This is a genomic window from Komagataeibacter oboediens (assembly GCF_018491655.1).
GTDB classification, from domain to species: domain Bacteria; phylum Pseudomonadota; class Alphaproteobacteria; order Acetobacterales; family Acetobacteraceae; genus Komagataeibacter; species Komagataeibacter oboediens.
Genome location: NZ_JABLUU010000002.1, coordinates 210,276 through 227,467 on the forward strand (window position 1 = coordinate 210,276; position 17,192 = coordinate 227,467).

Consider the following 17,192-nt stretch of genomic DNA (forward strand, 5'->3'; position numbering starts at 1 on the left):
ATCCATTGAACGGGAAAGTCGTGAAAACTCAGGCTGGCAGGATGGCGCGCGCCTGCCAGCCATGAGGCAGATAGGTCTGTACCGGCGCGGCCATGCTCAGCCGCGACCAGTGCCGCAGGATCAGATTGATCTTGTCCACGATCCGTCCCACGTTACGCACTTCACGGCGCAGGCGTTCGGTCGGATCCATGCCTTCATGCGACGGCTCACCCGCCACAAGCCGGGCACCTGCGGAAATACGCAATGCCCCCGCGACCATACCGGGCAGGCCGGGATGCGCCAGCGGCACAGGCTGGCCCACATGACACAGCAGGCAAGCAAGGGCCACGTCGGGATCATCGGGCGGGATAAGGCCCGACAGGTCGGTGTTGAGCCACGCATAAAGCCGCCGCGCATCCGGCAGCGCCAGCGGACGGAAGCCTTCCCCGTCACAGTCGGGCGCACGCACGAAAAAACACATGATGGTCGGCAGGGTGTCCCACGCCCCTTCCATCGGCACGCGTTCTAGCCGGACAGGCGGCAGGAGTTCCAGAGCGGGTTCCGCCATGATGCGGGCCGAAACCGCAGACAGGAAACCGCGTAGCCGGTCATGGACCGTCGCACGGGGAATACGGCTGAACGCGGCCATTTCTGCCAGTGCCGCGCACCAGCGCAGGATCAGCCCGATGTTATGCCCCGCAGGCAGACCGGCCACCGCCCCGCCCCGCGGCCAGGCATGCCGATAGCTGTAATCCTCCAGCCCCACGGGCAAGGGACGGGGACCATCCAGCCTGCGGCGCACACCCACGGGCAGGAGCAGGGCCCCGCAGAACGGCGGCCCGGTAAAGAACTTGGACCCCGTGACCATGACCATCCAGCCCCTGTCCAGATAGTCGCGGACCCGCATCGGGTCCAGCCGGGCCTGACAGGCATCCACCACCACGTCCGGGCCATCCCCCATCCCGTCCATTGGTGCACAGGCCTGTTCCAGCGCCGGAAGCCCCGGCGCCAGCAGCCCGGTCTTGGACAGGTCGAGCCGGTGCAGCAGCACATGCCGCCCCGCAGCACGCATTTCATGGGTAAGGCGGCAGGTTTCGGCATCCACGTCCGCGACCGGGCGGACATGTCCCTCCGCATCGCGCATCGGCACGTTCACCACCAGCGTATCGATGGGGAATCCCGCAATCGGCGCCCCCCGCGTCACACCGTGGCCAAGGGCGGTATCATTGGCGAAATGGCACCCCATGGCGGCCAGCGGCACGCCGCTGCCGGTTTCCTCGGGCGCAAGCACGATATTGCTGAGGGGGCGCCCGCCCGGTGCAAGGGATGCAAGGGCCAGCGCATACAGTTCGCAATCCGTGCCGGAGGGGGCCAGCACGACCCCTTCCCCCGCCTCGAGGCCGAAATGCGCTGCGATATCGGCCTGTATGTCCGTATCCAGCGCGCAGGCCGCCTCTTCCCCGCGCCCATGCAGTGCACCGGCCAGCAGGGACAGTCGCGCTGTCTCCGCCCCCGCGAACCCCCGCTCGGACAGCGATGACGCCGTGGAGGAAGCAAAGGTAATGGCCCATGGCCGGGGCCGGTGCGAACAGCCGTAATGGTTCAGACCCGTTGCCGGGTCCACGGCCAGGCGGGCATCGCCGCCCGTGGCCATCAGGTTCTCGGTCGGTCCCAGTATGGGCCACAGGCCACGTAACGCGTCATGCAGCGCGGCAAACCGGTCGGTGCCGACGTGTCGCGGCACATCAGGCTGAAGCGGGGCAAGGACCTGCCATATCTGCCGCAGGGCAGATGGCGGGGGTACCTGTGCCTGCGCCATCTGTGGTACCCATGTCGCGGGCGCATCTGCATCCGACCGCCCGGTATCAAGGTACCAGAACAGGGCCGCCGTGCGCGCGGCACAGAAAGCGGCGCACAGCGCCCTGTGCGGCACGATTTCCAGCAGGGGGGCAAGTTCCAGTGCATGGCGCAGGAAAAAGGCCGTTTCCTCCTGCTGTCCCTGCGCTGGCAGCCCCAGCACGATGGCGCCCGTGGGCTGGACACGGAATGGCAGGTCCAGCGCCGGGTCCAGCGCGATCTGCCGCTCGCCCGCAATCACGCGCAGATCCGGCCGTTCCAGAACGCGCAGCAGTTCCTGCGTCAATGTGTGGGCGAACACCGTGCTGCTTCCTTTTCCACATTGTCAGGCGGCGCGGTCCAGCCAGCCTGTTCCATGATACGGCGCATATGCTCCGGTGGCATGGCCGTGGCGTGCACGGGCACATCCAGGGGTAAATGGATGCTCCGGCTCATAAGGTGTAGCGTCCCCGCGTCCCGGGCGCCATAGCGCGTATCCCCGCGTATGGGACACCCGATCGCAGCGCAATGCGCACGCGCCTGATGGGTCCGCCCGGTTTCCAGTACCAGTTCCAGCCAGCTTATGGGCTGACCCGCGCCGTCATGCCCCGTTCCCAGCACGCGCCAGCGCGTCCGGGCGGGCTGACCGCCGGTTTTCACGGGCTGCATCCGCCACTGCCTGTCGTGTTCCACCCGCGCAAGCGGGACATCGATCACCCCCTGCGCCGCATCGGGCGCGCCCTGCACGATGGCCCAGTAGGTCTTGCGCGCTTTCCCTGCAGCCAGACACGCCTGCACCGCCACCAGCGCCTGCTTGCGCAGGGCAACCACAAGACAGCCCGATGTATCCCGGTCCAGCCGGTGGGCCAGCCACGGGCCATTGCGATGCCGCGACAGGGCAGGAAACCAGTCCTCGACGCTTTGCCCCCCACCCCTGCCCGGATGGACCGGCAGGCCGGGCGGCTTGTCCAGCACGACCAGCCGGTTGTCACGGTACAGGACCGTAAACGGCAGGGTGGCGGAGGGCTGTTCCACCGCACGGGACATGGCGTGGGGTTTCATTCGTCTTCCGTCGGGCGGCGCATCAGGACTTCGCGGCGACCGACATGATTGGCCTCGCTGACCAGCCCTTCCTTTTCCATCTGTTCGATGATCTTGGCGGCACGATTATAGCCGATCGACAGATGGCGCTGGATGAAGGATGTGGACGCCTTGCCTTCGCGTGCCACGACCTCGACCGCCTGCGCGAACAGGCCATCTTCCTCTCCCCCGCCGGCAGGTGCGGCGAAGGGTTTGCCGGAACTGTCCTCTTCCTGCGGGGAAATGACGTCATCATCATAAATCGGCTCACCCTGCGTGCGCAGGAAGGCGACGACGGCCTCCACTTCATTGTCATCCACGAACGGGCCATGCACGCGCGTGATCCGGCCACCGGCCTGCATGAACAGCATGTCACCCCGCCCCAGTAGCTGTTCGGCCCCCTGCTCGCCCAGGATGGTGCGGCTGTCGAACTTGCTTATGACCTGAAAGGAAATACGCGTCGGAAAGTTCGCCTTGATGGTGCCGGTAATCACATCCACCGACGGGCGCTGGGTGGCAAGGATCAGGTGGATGCCCGCAGCACGCGCCTTCTGCGCCAGACGCTGCAGCAGGGCCTCGATTTCCTTGCCCGCCACGATCATGAGGTCGGCCATCTCGTCCACCACGATCACGAGATATGGCAGGGAATCGAGGGCAAGCTGCTGTTCTTCAAACGTAGGCTTGCCGGTTTCGGGGTCATAACCGGTCTGTACGCGCCGGGTCACGATCTCACCACGCGCCCGCGCTTCGGCCACGCGTTCGTTGTAGCTTGCGATGTTACGCACCTGCAGGTGCGCCATGGCCCGATACCGGCGATCCATTTCGCGCACGGCCCATTTGAGCGCCGCAACCGCCTTGGCCGGTTCCGTGACCACTGGCGTCATGAGGTGGGGTATCCCCTCATAGATCGAAAGTTCGAGGATCTTGGGATCGATCAGGATCAGGCGGCACTGTTCGGGCGAAAGACGGTACAGCAGCGACAGGATCATGGAATTCACACCCACCGACTTGCCCGACCCGGTGGTGCCCGCGATCAGCAGGTGCGGCATGGCGGCAAGGTCGCTGTAAACGGACTCGCCCGCAATATCCTTGCCCAGCGCCAGGTTCAGGCGCGCACGCGAATGCGCCCATTGCGGATCCATGAGCAGTTCGGAGAAATAGACCGTCTCACGCCGTGTATTGGGCACCTCGATCCCGATCACGTTACGGCCCGGCACGGTGGCGATACGCACGCTGAGCACCGACAGGGAACGCGCCACGTCATCCGCCAGACCAATCACGCGCGCGGCACGGATGCCGGGAGCAGGCTGGAGTTCATACAGCGTGACCACCGGGCCCGCATGATAGGCGACGATTTCACCCTGCACCCCATATTCCGACAGCACGGTGACAAGCTGCGTGGCATTGGCGTGCAGCAGTTCCTCGGTCGGCTTGGTCGCTTCAGCAGATGGTGGGGGCTTGAGCAGCGACAGCGGCGGAAACTGCCATTCCGGCTGCGGCGGAGGCGTATAGGCGTCTTCCGTCGGGGCCACGGGCGTTGCGGGGGCATAATCCGGGCCGCCCGTCGCCGGTTCTTCCGCTGCACGATTTGTACCCGAAAAAAAGCGCGACAGCAGGTTCGGGCGCGCAGGCTCCTTGGCAGCAGCCGGCAGGTCATCGGGGAGCGACGGAATGATGGGTGCCGCCTCCTGCCCCTCAGTCTCCTCATGCCATGGCAGCCGGTCCGATGCCGGCGTGGACCCGCCCGTAAGCAGGGGCTGGGTAATTTCCTCGTCCATGCCCGGCGGGTGCATCCAACTGGTCTGCAGCGAAACCTGCGCGGGTTTGCCCCCGTCCGCCTTGCGGCTGCCCAGCGCTGCGGGACGAACGACCGTTTCCGGTTTTTTGACCGGTGCGGGCATGGACTTAGGCACGGCAGCTACAGCCGTCTTGGGATCGGTTACCGGCATGATGCCCGTGCCGGGCATGGAGGGCTGTCCCGTGGACACGTCCGGGTCCGCCTGCATCACGCGACTGCCCGTATCCGCAAGCGGTGTCTGGAAAGGCGAGGCCTCAGCCGTGTCATGCCTTACGCCGGAAGCCGGGGACGCCGTGGGTCTGACCCGCTGCGACATGTCGGGATATGGGACCGTATTCGGCATATCCCGCGCCTGCGCCCTGTCCCCCGTTACGCGCCGCAACCAGATGGCCAGCACCATGGGCTGGCGCAGCAGAACCCGGATCCCCCGGCCAATGCCCCGCCATTCGGACAGGGACAGCGCAAGGGCCAGCAGCAGCAGCAGCCCGCCGAGCACCAGCCCCAGCAGCCAGACGACAAGCGGCCCCCCTCGCCCCACGAACACGGTGGCCGCCTGAATGGACATATGCGCCACCGACAGGCCGACAGCCCCGCCCGGTCCCGCCTGCGTGGGCCACAACGGGGCATGAAGCGCGGGCAGCAGCAACGGCACGGCAGCGATGTCAGCCGCGATGACCGGCAGCCCGCAGACCAGCGCGATGAAACGCAGCAGCGCCGATGTCAGCCCGTGGTGCCGGATCAGCCGCCATCCCCACGCCAGCAGGCAGAAAATGGCCAGTACGTCCACAATCCCGAAATTCTGGAGCATGAAATCGGCAATATACGCGCCCGGCCGCCCAAGCAGGTTGGCCGGGGGCTGGGCGCTGGACGTATTGGCTGATGGATCGCGTGGATCATAACTCCACAACGCAATGGCGAAACACAGCGCCAGACTCCACAACCCCAGCCCCCCCGCTTCGGTCAACCGGTCGCGCAGACGCGACCGTACCGGGCCGGAGGACAGCGAGTCAGGGACAAAACGGCTGAAAATCGCCAAAAATCCATATCCTGATCATAAGTCCCGGCATGGGGGTGCCAGCAGGGACCAAACGCACAAGGGAAACAGCCAGTACACTACACTCCATGCCTGTCATTTCCGTCAAACGATCCAACTATAACCCCGTCCGCCCCATAGACAGAAGGCCGCTGGCGAAAATACGGCAATCAATCATGCCGCCACGCATACAGGCATGCGGCCCCATGCCTGCGTTCCAGCAGCAGCCGGTCGGCAGGCACAGGCGCGGGTTCCGCCGCAGCCGTTTCCACCACCACCAGCGTTGCAGGGTGCAGCCAGCCCCCACGGCCCAGCACCGCCAGCGCCCGTGCAGGCAGGTCCTGGTTATAGGGTGGGTCAAGGAAAACCATGTCCACCGGCGCTGCCGCCCCACGTGGTGACAGGCGCAGCATGTCCTGTGCGCGGATTATGGCGCGATCCCCCATGCCACAGGTCGCGACATTTTCACGCAGGGTCCGCAGGGCGGCACGATCGCGTTCCACGAACACGGCGCTGGCTGCCCCACGGGACAGGGCTTCCAGCCCCAGCGCACCCGTGCCCGCGAATCCATCCATGACACGCGCGCCACGCATGGTGTCCACCCCCGCCCATGGCGCATGGGCCAGCGTGTCAAACAGCGCCTGCCGCACACGGTCCGCCGTGGGGCGTGTGGTCTGTCCCGGCGGCGCGCGCAGGGTACGCCCACGACAGTCACCCGCAATGATCCGCATTACGCCCTGCGCTGTGACGTGGCGGACGGAAGCCGGGGCACCTGTTCACGAATGACCTTGCCAGTGACTTCTTCCAGTTCGCCGCGCTTGAGGGTGCCAAGCTGGAAAGGACCATAAGACGTGCGGATCAGGCGGCTGACATGCAGGTTCAGTCCCCGCATGACCTTGCGGACCTCGCGATTCTTGCCCTCACGCAAGGACACGGTCAGCCACGCATTGTCTCCCTTTACCGAATCCAGATGTGCCTCGATCGGGCCATAGCGCACGCCCTCGAATTCACTGCCATGGGCAAGGGAGGCCAGCATCCGTTCGTCCACCACCCCGAACACACGCACGCGGTACCGGCGTATCCAGCCATTGCTGGGCAGTTCCAGCCTGCGGGCCAGTTCGCCATCATTGGTCAGCAGCAGCAGTCCCTCACTGTTCAGGTCCAGCCGCCCCACGCTTATGACGCGTGGCATGCCCGGTGGCAGGGACTCGAACACGGTCGAACGCCCTTCGGGATCGCGATGGGTTGTCACCAGGCCATCGGGCTTGTGATAGCGCCACAACCGCGTGCGGTCAGGCGCGCTGACCACGGTGTTGTCCACCTGAACGATATCGCCCGTATCCACGAACGTGGCCGGGTGGGTGACGACCGCGCTGTTCAGCCTGATCCGTCCTTCGGCAATCATGCGTTCGGCATCGCGGCGGCTGGCCACGCCCGAACGGGCCAGCCATTTGGCGATACGGTCGCCCCGTTCCGGTGCGTTGGATGGGGAATTGTCCTGTGTCATGTTCGTATCTGCCTCGCAGCGTCGATCAACCCTTCGAACAGGAGACGGTCCCCTGCCGATATGCCAAATTCCGGATGCCACTGCACCCCGATGCAAAATGGATGGCCAGGCAGTTCAATGGCCTCGACAACCCCATCAGGCGCTGTAGCACAGATCACCGCACGCCCTGCATCCGCTACCGCCTGATGATGGGACGAATTCACCGCCAGCCGCCCGCCCCCCACCAGGCGCGCCAGATGCGTGCCTGCGATCACATCCACCGTATGCCCGGCCTCATCACGCGGATTGGGCTGTTCATGCGCAAGGGCCGTGGGATAGGTGTCGGGAATATGCTGCACCAGCTTTCCCCCCAGCACCACAGCCAGAAGCTGCATGCCGCCACATATACCCAGAACGGGCAGCCCACGCGCCATGGCGGCACGGACAAGGGCCGTTTCTGCTACCGTTCGCCGTGGCTTGGTCTGCACGCTGGCATGCTGGTCCGATGCACCGTACAGATCGGGCGGCACGTCAAACGCGCCCCCCGTGACCACCAGACCATCCAGCCGCGCGACCATGGCTGCCGCCTGCTGCGCATCATGACCCAGGGCAACCGGCAGCCCACCGCACGCAGCAATCATATCCATGTAATTCTGCCGGATCGCGTACCACGGGAATCGGGAATAACCGTCCCGGTCATCCGTTGCGGGTGGTTCGCTGTCCAGAGTGACCCCGATCAGGGGGAAATGGGGTTTCATCCCGCCTGCCTAACGGAATATCCAGCCAAAAGGAATGGAGATGCCACGCTGTTCCCTTCCCTGATTGCCTGACAGAGTCGAAATGCTGGAGCCCCCCACGGAACAGAATACAAAAAATCCCCACCGGGCATGCCATGATGGGGATTTTCGTAAACCTGTTAAACCCTATGGTGGGCGCACAAGGGCTCGAACCTTGGACCCGCTGATTAAGAGTCAGCTGCTCTACCAACTGAGCTATGCGCCCACAGGGTTACCCGCTTGGGTGAGAGGGCTTCTAGCAGTCAGCCCATTGTCTGGCAAGGGGAATTTTTTATTTTTTTGAAATTCCTACCGCTGCAGCAGCCGCAGCACGCCATCAAACTGCTCCAGCGACCGGTAATCAATGCGGATGCTGCCCCCTTTTCCGTCAAAGGATATCTGTACCTTCAGCCCCAGCCTGGCCGCAAGATCGCGTTCCAGTGCAGCGATTTCAGGATTGCGGGCCGTTTTATCCGCCCTGTCGCGTGCACTCGCCGCCTTGCGCTCCTGCTGTTTGGCCAACGCTTCCGTCTGCCGGACATTAAGCCCCTGCGCCAGCACGGTTTTCAGCGCCGCAACCGGATCGGCATGCGCCAGCAGGGCGCGGGCATGCCCGGCGGACAGGCCGCGATGACGCACCGCGTCACGCACAGGCGGCGGTAGCTGCAACAGACGCACCATATTGGCGACATGTGGGCGGGACTTGCCTATGGCGCTAGCCAGTTCATCCTGCGTCAGGTCATAGTCATCCAGCAGGCGCTGCAGGCCCTCGGCTTCCTCAATGGCATTAAGGTCGGCACGCTGGAGATTTTCCACCAGTGCCGCCGCCATGGCGTCCCCGTCATCAAGCGGACGGATATGAACGGGCACGTCATGCAGGCCCGCGATCTGGGCCGCGCGCCAGCGGCGTTCGCCCGCAATGATCTGGTAAACCCCTTTCCGCCCCGGATGAGGACGGACAAGGATGGGTTGCAGGATTCCGCGTACGCGGATGGAACTGGCCAGTTCATCCAGCGCACCGGGCTCCATCTGCTGGCGTGGCTGGAAGGGGCTGGGCTCCATGACGTCAACCGGCAGGCTGGAAATGGCTTCCGGCGCCTTGCGGGCCTCTACCGCCGGGGCGGCGGGCAGCATGTTGACCTGCTCACCCAACAGGGCAGCCAGCCCGCGACCGAGACGGGGACGACCGGCATCCTTCTTGGTTTTCATCAGCTTGCCTTCCCTTTTCGTGCTGCGTGCAGCCCCAGACGGTCCACCACTTCACTGGCGAGGGCCTGATAGGCCAGGCTGCCAGATGAACGGTGATCGTAATTCATCACCGACTGCCCATGGCTCTGCGCTTCCGAAATCCGGATATTGCGGGGAATGAGAGTTTCCATCACCCGGTCACCGAAGAAGCTGCGGGCATCATCCGCCACCAGTTCCGACAGGTTGTTCCGCCGGTCATACATGGTCAGCACAATACCATCGAGCTTCAGCGCCGGATTGAGCGACTGGCGCACGCTGTTGACGGTACGGACCAGCTGGCTGATCCCTTCCAGCGCAAAGAACTCACACTGCAGCGGCACGATCACGGACTGCGCCGCCACAAGGGCATTGAGGGTCAGCAGGCCGAGGCTGGGCGGACAATCAATCAGGATGGTATCGTAATCCGCCCCGATCTGCGCCAGCGCATCATGCAGCCGGTATTCCCGCCGGTCCGCCATGACCAGTTCCAGTTCCGCGCCCGCCAGTTCCGTATCCGCCGCGATCAGCGACAGGCCAGGCACGGCGCTGGGCTGCACCACCGTGGCTGCCCGCGCGCCATCTTCCAGCATGGCGTAGGTACCGCTGCGCCGGGCATCATACCCCACGCCCAGACCGGTCGAGGCATTGCCCTGCGGGTCCATATCGACAAGCAGGACCTTCAGCCCCGATGTCGCCAGAGCCGCCGCCAGATTGATGGCCGTGGTTGTCTTGCCCACACCGCCCTTCTGGTTGGCCAGCGCAATAATGCGGGGGGAAGCGGCAGAGCCGTTTTCCGTATCATTCATTGTTGTGGTCTGTGACACGCCTGATATCGCTCAATTTTAGAATCACACCATCCGTATTTGTACGGCTTGGAATCCGGGTTGTCGCCATGTGCCAGTCGGTGCTGGCCGTCATCAATTCTTCTTCCGCATTCCGTCCTTTCAGAAACAGGCAGAAGCCATCTGGGCGCAGAAAACGCGTTCCCCATTCCAGCAGGCGCGGCAGGGGAGCCAGCGCGCGGGCCGTCACCACCTGCGCAGGCGGTACATCCGCTGTCTCCAGCCGCTGCGCGCACACGCGCACCTGCACGCCTGCGGTCCGTGCAGCTTCGCGCAAGAAAGCGGCCTTGCGCTGATCCGATTCAATCAGCGTGACCCGCGCATCCGTGGCGCAGGCGATCACCAGACCGGGGAACCCGCCACCAGACCCCATATCCACCAGATCAATGGGACCACACGGAATCATCTGCGCCAGTTGCAGACTATCAGCAATATGGCGCGACCATAAATGCGGCAGGTCATGCGGGGATACAAGATTGATCCGCTGGTTCCAGCGCAGCAGGATATCGGCATAGCGGTCCAGCCTGTCGCGTGTTTCACGTGAAACATCGGGCATGACGGGCCTCATACCGCAACCTGCCTTTGCCGCACATGCGCCAGCAGGGCAACCAGGGCCGATGGCGTAATGCCCGGGATACGCTGTGCCGCGGCAAATGTCATGGGACGAACCCGTGCCAGACGCTCCTGCATTTCCGTGCTCAGTCCTCCCACCCGCGCATAGTCCAGGTCTGGAGGCAGCGCCATGCGCCCTTCCGTGGCAAGCTGCCGGATTTCACGGTCCTGTCGGGAAATATAGCCGCTGTACCGGGCTTCGGTCGCCAGGTGCTGGGCTACGCGGGATGGCAGGTCGGCAAACCATGGCGCCACCCGGGCAACCGTTTCAGGCGATGCGTCCGTGGCCAGCACATCCAGCAGGGAGCGCGCGCGCCCGTCAGCCGAGACATTCACCCCTGCCCTGCGCAGGATATCGGGCGTATAGGTTTCGTTACGCGCGCGAGCGGTCGCAGCCTCAATCGCGGCACAGTCCCCACGGTAGCGCTGCGCACGCGCAGCCCCGACACACCCCCATTCCAGACCACGCGGCGTCAGCCGCAGGTCGGCATTATCCGCCCGCAGGGTCAGGCGATATTCGGCGCGGGACGTAAACATGCGATAGGGTTCGGACACGCCCTGCGTGGTCAGGTCATCGATCATGACGCCGATATAGGCATCCCCGCGATCAAGGGTGACACCGGGTTGCCCTGCCGCATGCCGGGCGGCATTGACGCCTGCAACCAGCCCCTGCGCGCCCGCTTCCTCATACCCGGTCGTGCCATTGATCTGGCCGGCCAGGAACAGGCCCGGCATGTTTTTCAGTTCCAGCGTGGGTGCCAGTTCGCGCGGGTCCACGTAATCATATTCCACTGCATAGCCCGGCCTGACAATCCGGCAGTTTTCCAATCCAGGTATGCTGCGCAGCATCTCTACCTGCACATGTTCAGGCAGGCTGGTGGAGATGCCATTGGGATACACCAGCTCTCCATCCGTGCTGCCGGGCAGACCTTCGGGTTCAAGGAATATCTGATGGGACTCCCGCTGCGCGAACCGCACGACCTTGTCTTCGATCGAAGGGCAGTACCGCGGTCCCCGCCCTGATATTGCCCCACCATACAGGGCAGAAAGCTGCAGGTTCTCGCGTATGATATCATGCGTGCGCGGCGTGGTGGCCGTAATGCGGCACGACACCATGGGGTTCGTGATGGCGTCCGTCATGCGGCTGAACGGCTCGGGCACGGCATCGCCCCTGTCTTCCGCCAGGGCGTCCCAGTCGATGCTGTCCCGTGCAATGCGGGCCGGTGTTCCGGTCTTGAGACGCCCCATGCGCAACCCCAGTGCGGCCAGACGTTCGCCCAGCGCATTTGCGGGCTGGTCCCCTACCCGCCCGGCAGGCTCGCTGTCATGTCCGACATGGATCGTCCCGCGCAGGAATGTACCAGTGGCCAGCACCACAGCCCCGCAGGCGAAGGTGCGACCGTCCTCACAGATCACGCCATCAATCCGCCCCTGCCCATCAAGCTGCAGGTCACCGGCCGCTCCTTCGACAATATCCAGCCCTTCGGTCTGCGCCAGCAGGTCCTGAATCGCCTGACGATAGAGCGAACGGTCAGCCTGCGCCCGTGGTCCATGCACCGCAGGCCCCTTGGAGCGGTTCAGCAGTTTGAAATGGATCCCGGCCCGATCCGCCGCGCGCGCCATCAACCCATCCAGCGCATCGATTTCACGCACAAGGTGTCCCTTGCCAATCCCGCCAATGGCCGGGTTGCAGGACATGATGCCAATCGTCTCGCGACGGTGTGTCAGCAGCATCGTCCGCGCGCCCATACGCGCAGCGGCTGCAGCGGCTTCGCATCCCGCATGGCCGCCGCCCACGACAATCACATCATATTCGCGATTCATCCCGGCGTCTCTCCTACTTGCCAATGCAGAACTGGCCAAACACGGTATCCAGCAAGGCCTCGACATCCACGGCCCCCGTCAGGCGCCCGAGCGCGCGCATTGCCAGCCGCATCTCTTCCCCCCGCATTTCCGGCCATGCCATCATCCGTGCCCGACCGAGGTGATGGACCGTCTCCTCTATCGCGGCGCGATGGCGTGCCCGGGTGAAGGGCGCGCTGGCCCGACCGGCCGTCAGGGCACGTGCCCGGTCAGCCAGAACGCTCCTTAGCACATCCATGCCCGCACCGGTGAGAACACTGATCCCTATTACGCCATCCGGTGCGGGAGACAGGTCCGTCTTGTTGCATACCAGCACCCCGTCCCCATCCAGCCGCTCTGCTGGCGGACCATCTGTAAACACATGCACCACGCAATCCGCCTGTTTCACGTGAAACAATGATCGTCGCACGCCTTCGGCTTCAATCTCATCATCGGTTTCACGCAGGCCCGCCGTATCGACCAGCGTAACCGGCACGTCCCCCATGACGACACGGATTTCAATCGCATCGCGCGTCGTGCCAGCCCGTGTGGACACAATGGCAGCATCGCGCCCCGCCAGGGCATTCAGCAGGCTGGACTTGCCAACATTCGGTTCCCCCACAATGGCGAAGACCAATCCACGCCGCAGGCGCGCGGCACCCTCGCCCGTAGCCAGGTAATCCTGCATGGTCGCGTGCAGCGCCTGCAGGCCATTCACCAGTTCCTGCTCGACTTCAGGCGGCAGTTCTTCATCAGGGAAGTCGATCAGGGCTTCCTGATGCGCCAGCAGCACGCGCAGCCTGTCGGCCCATTCCTGGTACAGTCGGCTCTGCGCCCCATCGACCTGCGCCAGTGCCTGTCGCCGCTGGGCTTCGGTTTCCGCATCGATCAGGTCGGCAATGCCTTCCGCCTGCATGAGGTCAAGTCGGCCGTGGGTAAAAGCACGACGGCTGAACTCTCCCGGCTCCGCCGGGCGGGCGCCCATAGCCACCAGCGTGTCGGCCACGGCACTGATCACCGCCGGTCCCGCATGCAGGTGCAGTTCCGCGCTGTCTTCCCCCGTATAGCTGTCTGGCCCCGGAAACCACAGCACCAGCGCACGGTCCAGCAGGACGGGCGCGTCCCCATCCCGCCGCCATAGCCCCCGCAGGGACGCACGACGCGGCGCAGGCAGGCGTCCGCACAGGGATTCCACAATCCTGCCCGTCCCCGGACCACTCAGCCGCATGACGGCTATGGCCGCACGGGACAGGCCGCTGGCCAGCGCGAAAATGACGGGGGGATGACGATCACTTTCCTGCACAAACATCTCCATGGTGGCCATCATCATTTTGTCAGTTCCGGGAACGGCGTTATCGTTCACCTCTTTGTCCTGATCAAGGTGACTCATGCCACAACTTTCAATGCATTCGCCACTCGCGCCCCTGACCATCTCTGTCGAGGATGGAAAAATCGTGGCGCTTGACTGGGGCTGGGGTCGGGATCAGGAAGAAACACCCCTGCTGCTGGAAGCGCGTGCCTGGCTGGATGCGTATTTTGACGGTGACGCCACGCTGTGCACCCTGCCGCTGGACCCATATGGCACACCCGAACAGATCGCTGCATGGCGTTTCATGCAGACCATTCCCGTGGGCCAGCAGGTCTCCTGGACGGATGCGGCGCGTCTGGCCGGTGTCTCCACCGATGCCATCATCAGTGCATGCATGGAAAATCCCATTCCCATCCTGATCCCCTGCCACCGCATCAATTTTGATGACTGTGCGCAGTATGATCCCGAAACCTATCCCGGTGATGAAGGTGCGCGGGACCGGCAGTTCCTGCATGATCTGGAAACCCTTTCCGCAAGCCCCCTGGCCTAATTTCCCCTGCACCAGCTACAGGACGTTCAGGACATGAATACCGTCATCCGCATTCATGAATATGGGGGGCCTGATGTCCTCCGCACCGAAACGCTACCCGTTCCCACCCCGGCAGCAGGCGAAGTCGTGCTGCGGCAGGAGGCGATCGGGGTCAACTTCATCGATACCTATTTCCGCACCGGCCTGTACAAATTCCCGGCCCTCCCCGCCGTACCCGGCATGGAGGGCGCCGGAACCGTCACCGCCATCGGCCCCGGCGTGGAGGACATCCGTCCCGGCATGCGCGTGGCCTATGTCACGACCCCGGGCGGCTATGCCACGTTCCGTACCATTGCGGCTGACAGGCTCGTGGTCCTGCCCGATGACATCCCGTCCCAGACTGCCGCCGCCATCATGCTGCGCGGACTGAGCACGCATATGCTGCTGCGCGAGGTCCATCGCGTCCAGCCCGGAGAGAACATTCTGGTCTATGCTGCAGCCGGTGGCGTGGGGCTGCTTATGTGCCAGTGGGCACGCCATCTGGGCGCACGCGTCATTGGCGTCGTCTCAACGGTTGAAAAAGCGGAACTGGCCCGGACCAATGGGGCGGCGGATGTCATCATTGGCATGGACCGGATACGGGAACAGGTCAGCGACCTGACAAATGGGCGCATGCTGCCGGTCGTGTATGACAGCATTGGCCGCGACACCTTTGAAACCAGCCTGTCCTGCCTGATGCCACGCGGTCTTATGGTCAGCTATGGCAATGCATCGGGGGCGGTGACGGGCGTTGATGTCGGCACGCTGGCTTCCCATGGCAGCCTGTACCTGACGCGCCCGGCCCTTACGACCTACATTACCAAACGGCCCGCGCTGCTGCATGCCGCCAGTGAACTGTTCAAACTGGTGCGGCAGGGCATCATCAAACCATGTATCGGCCAGTCCTTTCCCCTGACCGAAGCGGCAGAGGCCCAGATCGCCCTTGAATCACGCAAGACCACGGGCAGCACGATCCTGATTCCCTGAATTACAGCCGGAATAACAGAAGTTTCCGGGTACCGTCTTTTTTCAAGAAAGCAGCGCCTTCTGAAGCATTTTGAAAAAGCTGCACCAAAAACTTTTGCCTTTCAAAACAAAAAACCCCGGCCTTACAGCCGGGGTTTTTTCAATCCGTCACGAAGCAACCCGATCAGGTATTCATCGCATCGAAGAAATCGTGGTTGGTCTTGCTGTATTTCAGCTTGTCCAGCAGGAAGTCCATCGCATCCATGGTCCCCATGGGGGCAAGGATACGGCGCAGGACCCACATCTTGGCCAGATCGGCCCGATCAACCAGCAGTTCTTCCTTACGGGTGCCGCTCTTGGTGATGTCGATGGCCGGGAACGTACGCTTGTCAGCCAGCTTGCGGTCAAGGATCAGTTCGGAGTTACCGGTGCCCTTGAACTCTTCAAAGATGACTTCATCCATACGGCTGCCGGTATCGATCAGCGCGGTCGCGATAATGGTCAGCGAACCGCCTTCCTCGATATTACGGGCCGCACCGAAGAAGCGCTTGGGGCGCTGCAGTGCGTTTGCATCCACACCACCGGTCAGCACCTTGCCCGATGACGGCACGACGGTGTTGTAGGCACGGGCCAGACGTGTGATCGAATCCAGCAGGATCACGACATCACGCTTGTGCTCGACCAGGCGCTTGGCCTTTTCCAGCACCATTTCCGTAACCTGGACATGACGTGTAGCAGGTTCGTCAAAGGTGGAAGACACCACCTCCCCCCGCACCGAACGCGCCATGTCCGTCACTTCTTCCGGCCGCTCATCAATCAGCAGCACGATCAGGAACACTTCGGGATGGTTCGCGGAAATGGAGGAAGCGATGCTCTGCAGCATCACGGTCTTGCCGGTGCGCGGCGGGGCCACGATCAGCGCGCGCTGGCCCATGCCGATGGGCGAGACAAGGTCGATCACGCGCGATGTGAAATCGCGGTTCGGGGTCTTGCCCTTCCCCTTGCCATTGGCTGGCGGTTCCGTAGCGCCCCCCACAGCCGAGTTCTCGACTTCCATCTTCAGGCGGCGTTCGGGGTAAAGCGGCGTCAGGTTATCGAAATTGATCCGCTGGCGCACGGCCTCGGGCGGTTCAAAATTGATCGCGTTGACCTTCAGCAGGGCAAAATACCGTTCCCCATCACGGGGCGCGCGGATCTGACCCTCAACCGTGTCACCGGTGCGCAGGCCGAAGCGGCGGACCTGGCTGGGAGAAATGTAGATATCATCAGGTCCGGGCAGGTAATTGGCTTCCGGTGAGCGGAGGAAGCCAAAGCCATCAGACAGGATTTCAAGCGTGCCGTCCCCATAGATGGCCTGATCATTGTCGGCCAGTGTCTTGAGGATCGTGAACATCAACTCCTGCTTGCGAAGAGAAGATGCGTTTTCAATGTTCAGACTTTCAGCATATGCCAGAAGGTCTGCTGGGGATTTGGCCTTGAGTTCGGCGAGTTGCATGCAGGATATGCCTATAAGTGGGCAGTTCACGAAAGGAAAGGAAAAGCCGGCAATCAGTTTGAGAAGGCGCGTCGATGACGGACCCTGACCATATTCGGACGAAACGGTTTGATGCAGCTTAACGGATAGGTGGGAATCCCGAGCACGCCATGAAATGGCACCCTTCGGGACAGCGAAACCATATGCCTTTAATCATGCGCCGTCAAGCATCCGCACCTGTCCATGCCATGGAACCCTGCAGGCATGGGGATGATTATACTGTCTTCATGGCTGTAACGCCACGGCACGACACAATATTCACCTGGCCATTGCGGCGTTTCGATCCGGTTCCACTGCGAATTTC

At 63.4% G+C, this 17,192-nt stretch carries 14 protein-coding genes and 1 tRNA gene; 2 read left to right on the forward strand and 13 right to left on the reverse strand.

Annotated elements, in window-relative coordinates:
- Positions 1–28 precede the first annotated feature (28 nt).
- From HNO79_RS02895 to mnmE, 12 genes are all read right to left on the reverse strand, one after another.
- Positions 29–2,137 (reverse strand): hypothetical protein, encoded by a 2,109-nt coding sequence (locus tag HNO79_RS02895; protein WP_214164665.1) that lies wholly within the window; start codon positions 2,135–2,137, stop codon positions 29–31.
- On the reverse strand, positions 2,119–2,877 hold the full coding sequence (locus tag HNO79_RS02900) for an RluA family pseudouridine synthase (protein WP_010513597.1): 759 nt from the start codon (positions 2,875–2,877) through the stop codon (positions 2,119–2,121). Before HNO79_RS02900 ends, HNO79_RS02895 begins: the two co-directional genes overlap by 19 nt.
- Positions 2,874–5,729 (reverse strand): DNA translocase FtsK, encoded by a 2,856-nt coding sequence (locus tag HNO79_RS02905; protein ID WP_214164666.1) that lies wholly within the window; start codon positions 5,727–5,729, stop codon positions 2,874–2,876. Before HNO79_RS02905 ends, HNO79_RS02900 begins: the two co-directional genes overlap by 4 nt.
- Before the next feature lie 167 nt (positions 5,730–5,896).
- Positions 5,897–6,457 carry a 16S rRNA (guanine(966)-N(2))-methyltransferase RsmD gene (rsmD, locus tag HNO79_RS02910; protein WP_214164667.1) on the reverse strand — a complete coding sequence of 187 codons (561 nt, stop codon included), beginning with the start codon at positions 6,455–6,457 and terminating at the stop codon, positions 5,897–5,899.
- Positions 6,457–7,233 carry a pseudouridine synthase gene (locus HNO79_RS02915; RefSeq protein ID WP_214164668.1) on the reverse strand — a complete coding sequence of 259 codons (777 nt, stop codon included), beginning with the start codon at positions 7,231–7,233 and terminating at the stop codon, positions 6,457–6,459. Before HNO79_RS02915 ends, rsmD begins: the two co-directional genes overlap by 1 nt.
- On the reverse strand, positions 7,230–7,970 hold the full coding sequence (locus HNO79_RS02920) for a gamma-glutamyl-gamma-aminobutyrate hydrolase family protein (protein WP_214164669.1): 741 nt from the start codon (positions 7,968–7,970) through the stop codon (positions 7,230–7,232). The genes HNO79_RS02915 and HNO79_RS02920 overlap by 4 nt, the downstream gene beginning before the upstream one ends.
- A 168-nt stretch (positions 7,971–8,138) precedes the next feature.
- Positions 8,139–8,214 (reverse strand) — tRNA-Lys (locus tag HNO79_RS02925).
- Positions 8,215–8,297: 83 nt separating this feature from the next.
- A complete protein-coding gene (locus HNO79_RS02930; protein WP_048856100.1) occupies positions 8,298–9,197 on the reverse strand; it encodes a ParB/RepB/Spo0J family partition protein in 900 nt (299 codons plus the stop codon).
- Complete coding sequence (locus HNO79_RS02935) at positions 9,197–10,021, reverse strand: ParA family protein (RefSeq protein ID WP_214164717.1); 825 nt, start codon at positions 10,019–10,021, stop codon at positions 9,197–9,199. Before HNO79_RS02935 ends, HNO79_RS02930 begins: the two co-directional genes overlap by 1 nt.
- Entirely contained in the window at positions 10,014–10,613 is a 600-nt protein-coding gene (gene rsmG / locus HNO79_RS02940) for a 16S rRNA (guanine(527)-N(7))-methyltransferase RsmG (protein ID WP_214164670.1), read from the reverse strand. The genes HNO79_RS02935 and rsmG overlap by 8 nt, the downstream gene beginning before the upstream one ends.
- Before the next feature lie 8 nt (positions 10,614–10,621).
- Entirely contained in the window at positions 10,622–12,493 is a 1,872-nt protein-coding gene (gene mnmG, locus HNO79_RS02945; protein ID WP_214164671.1) for a tRNA uridine-5-carboxymethylaminomethyl(34) synthesis enzyme MnmG, read from the reverse strand.
- Positions 12,494–12,506: 13 nt separating this feature from the next.
- Complete coding sequence (gene mnmE / locus HNO79_RS02950) at positions 12,507–13,841, reverse strand: tRNA uridine-5-carboxymethylaminomethyl(34) synthesis GTPase MnmE (RefSeq protein ID WP_042658795.1); 1,335 nt, start codon at positions 13,839–13,841, stop codon at positions 12,507–12,509.
- Between the two features lie 73 nt (positions 13,842–13,914).
- Here mnmE and HNO79_RS02955 point away from each other — a divergent pair, with 73 nt between their 5' ends.
- Both HNO79_RS02955 and HNO79_RS02960 read left to right on the forward strand, forming a co-directional pair.
- The gene (locus tag HNO79_RS02955; protein WP_200410296.1) at positions 13,915–14,370 is read left to right on the forward strand and encodes a methylated-DNA--[protein]-cysteine S-methyltransferase; all 456 of its coding nucleotides are present in this window, start codon (positions 13,915–13,917) and stop codon (positions 14,368–14,370) included.
- Between the two features lie 33 nt (positions 14,371–14,403).
- Entirely contained in the window at positions 14,404–15,375 is a 972-nt protein-coding gene (locus HNO79_RS02960) for a quinone oxidoreductase family protein (RefSeq protein ID WP_214164672.1), read from the forward strand.
- A 163-nt stretch (positions 15,376–15,538) separates the two neighbouring features.
- On the opposite strand, the gene rho is transcribed toward HNO79_RS02960, so the two are convergent.
- A complete protein-coding gene (rho, locus tag HNO79_RS02965; RefSeq protein ID WP_010513610.1) occupies positions 15,539–16,849 on the reverse strand; it encodes a transcription termination factor Rho in 1,311 nt (436 codons plus the stop codon).
- Positions 16,850–17,192 lie beyond the last annotated feature (343 nt).

Bases quoted from the DNA above. Each gene is read 5' to 3' on its own strand.
- mnmG (WP_214164671.1), bottom strand. From the start codon at position 12,493: ATGAATCGCGAATATGATGTGATTGTCGTGGGCGGCGGCCATGCGGGA.
- rho (WP_010513610.1), bottom strand. From the start codon at position 16,849: ATGCAACTCGCCGAACTCAAGGCCAAATCCCCAGCAGACCTTCTGGCA.
- HNO79_RS02915 (WP_214164668.1), bottom strand. From the start codon at position 7,233: ATGACACAGGACAATTCCCCATCCAACGCACCGGAACGGGGCGACCGT.
- HNO79_RS02935 (WP_214164717.1), bottom strand. From the start codon at position 10,021: ATGAATGATACGGAAAACGGCTCTGCCGCTTCCCCCCGCATTATTGCG.
- rsmD (WP_214164667.1), bottom strand. From the start codon at position 6,457: ATGCGGATCATTGCGGGTGACTGTCGTGGGCGTACCCTGCGCGCGCCG.
- HNO79_RS02955 (WP_200410296.1), top strand. From the start codon at position 13,915: ATGCATTCGCCACTCGCGCCCCTGACCATCTCTGTCGAGGATGGAAAA.
- HNO79_RS02920 (WP_214164669.1), bottom strand. From the start codon at position 7,970: ATGAAACCCCATTTCCCCCTGATCGGGGTCACTCTGGACAGCGAACCA.
- mnmE (WP_042658795.1), bottom strand. From the start codon at position 13,841: ATGATGATGGCCACCATGGAGATGTTTGTGCAGGAAAGTGATCGTCAT.
- HNO79_RS02900 (WP_010513597.1), bottom strand. From the start codon at position 2,877: ATGAAACCCCACGCCATGTCCCGTGCGGTGGAACAGCCCTCCGCCACC.
- HNO79_RS02930 (WP_048856100.1), bottom strand. From the start codon at position 9,197: ATGAAAACCAAGAAGGATGCCGGTCGTCCCCGTCTCGGTCGCGGGCTG.
- HNO79_RS02960 (WP_214164672.1), top strand. From the start codon at position 14,404: ATGAATACCGTCATCCGCATTCATGAATATGGGGGGCCTGATGTCCTC.
- rsmG (WP_214164670.1), bottom strand. From the start codon at position 10,613: ATGCCCGATGTTTCACGTGAAACACGCGACAGGCTGGACCGCTATGCC.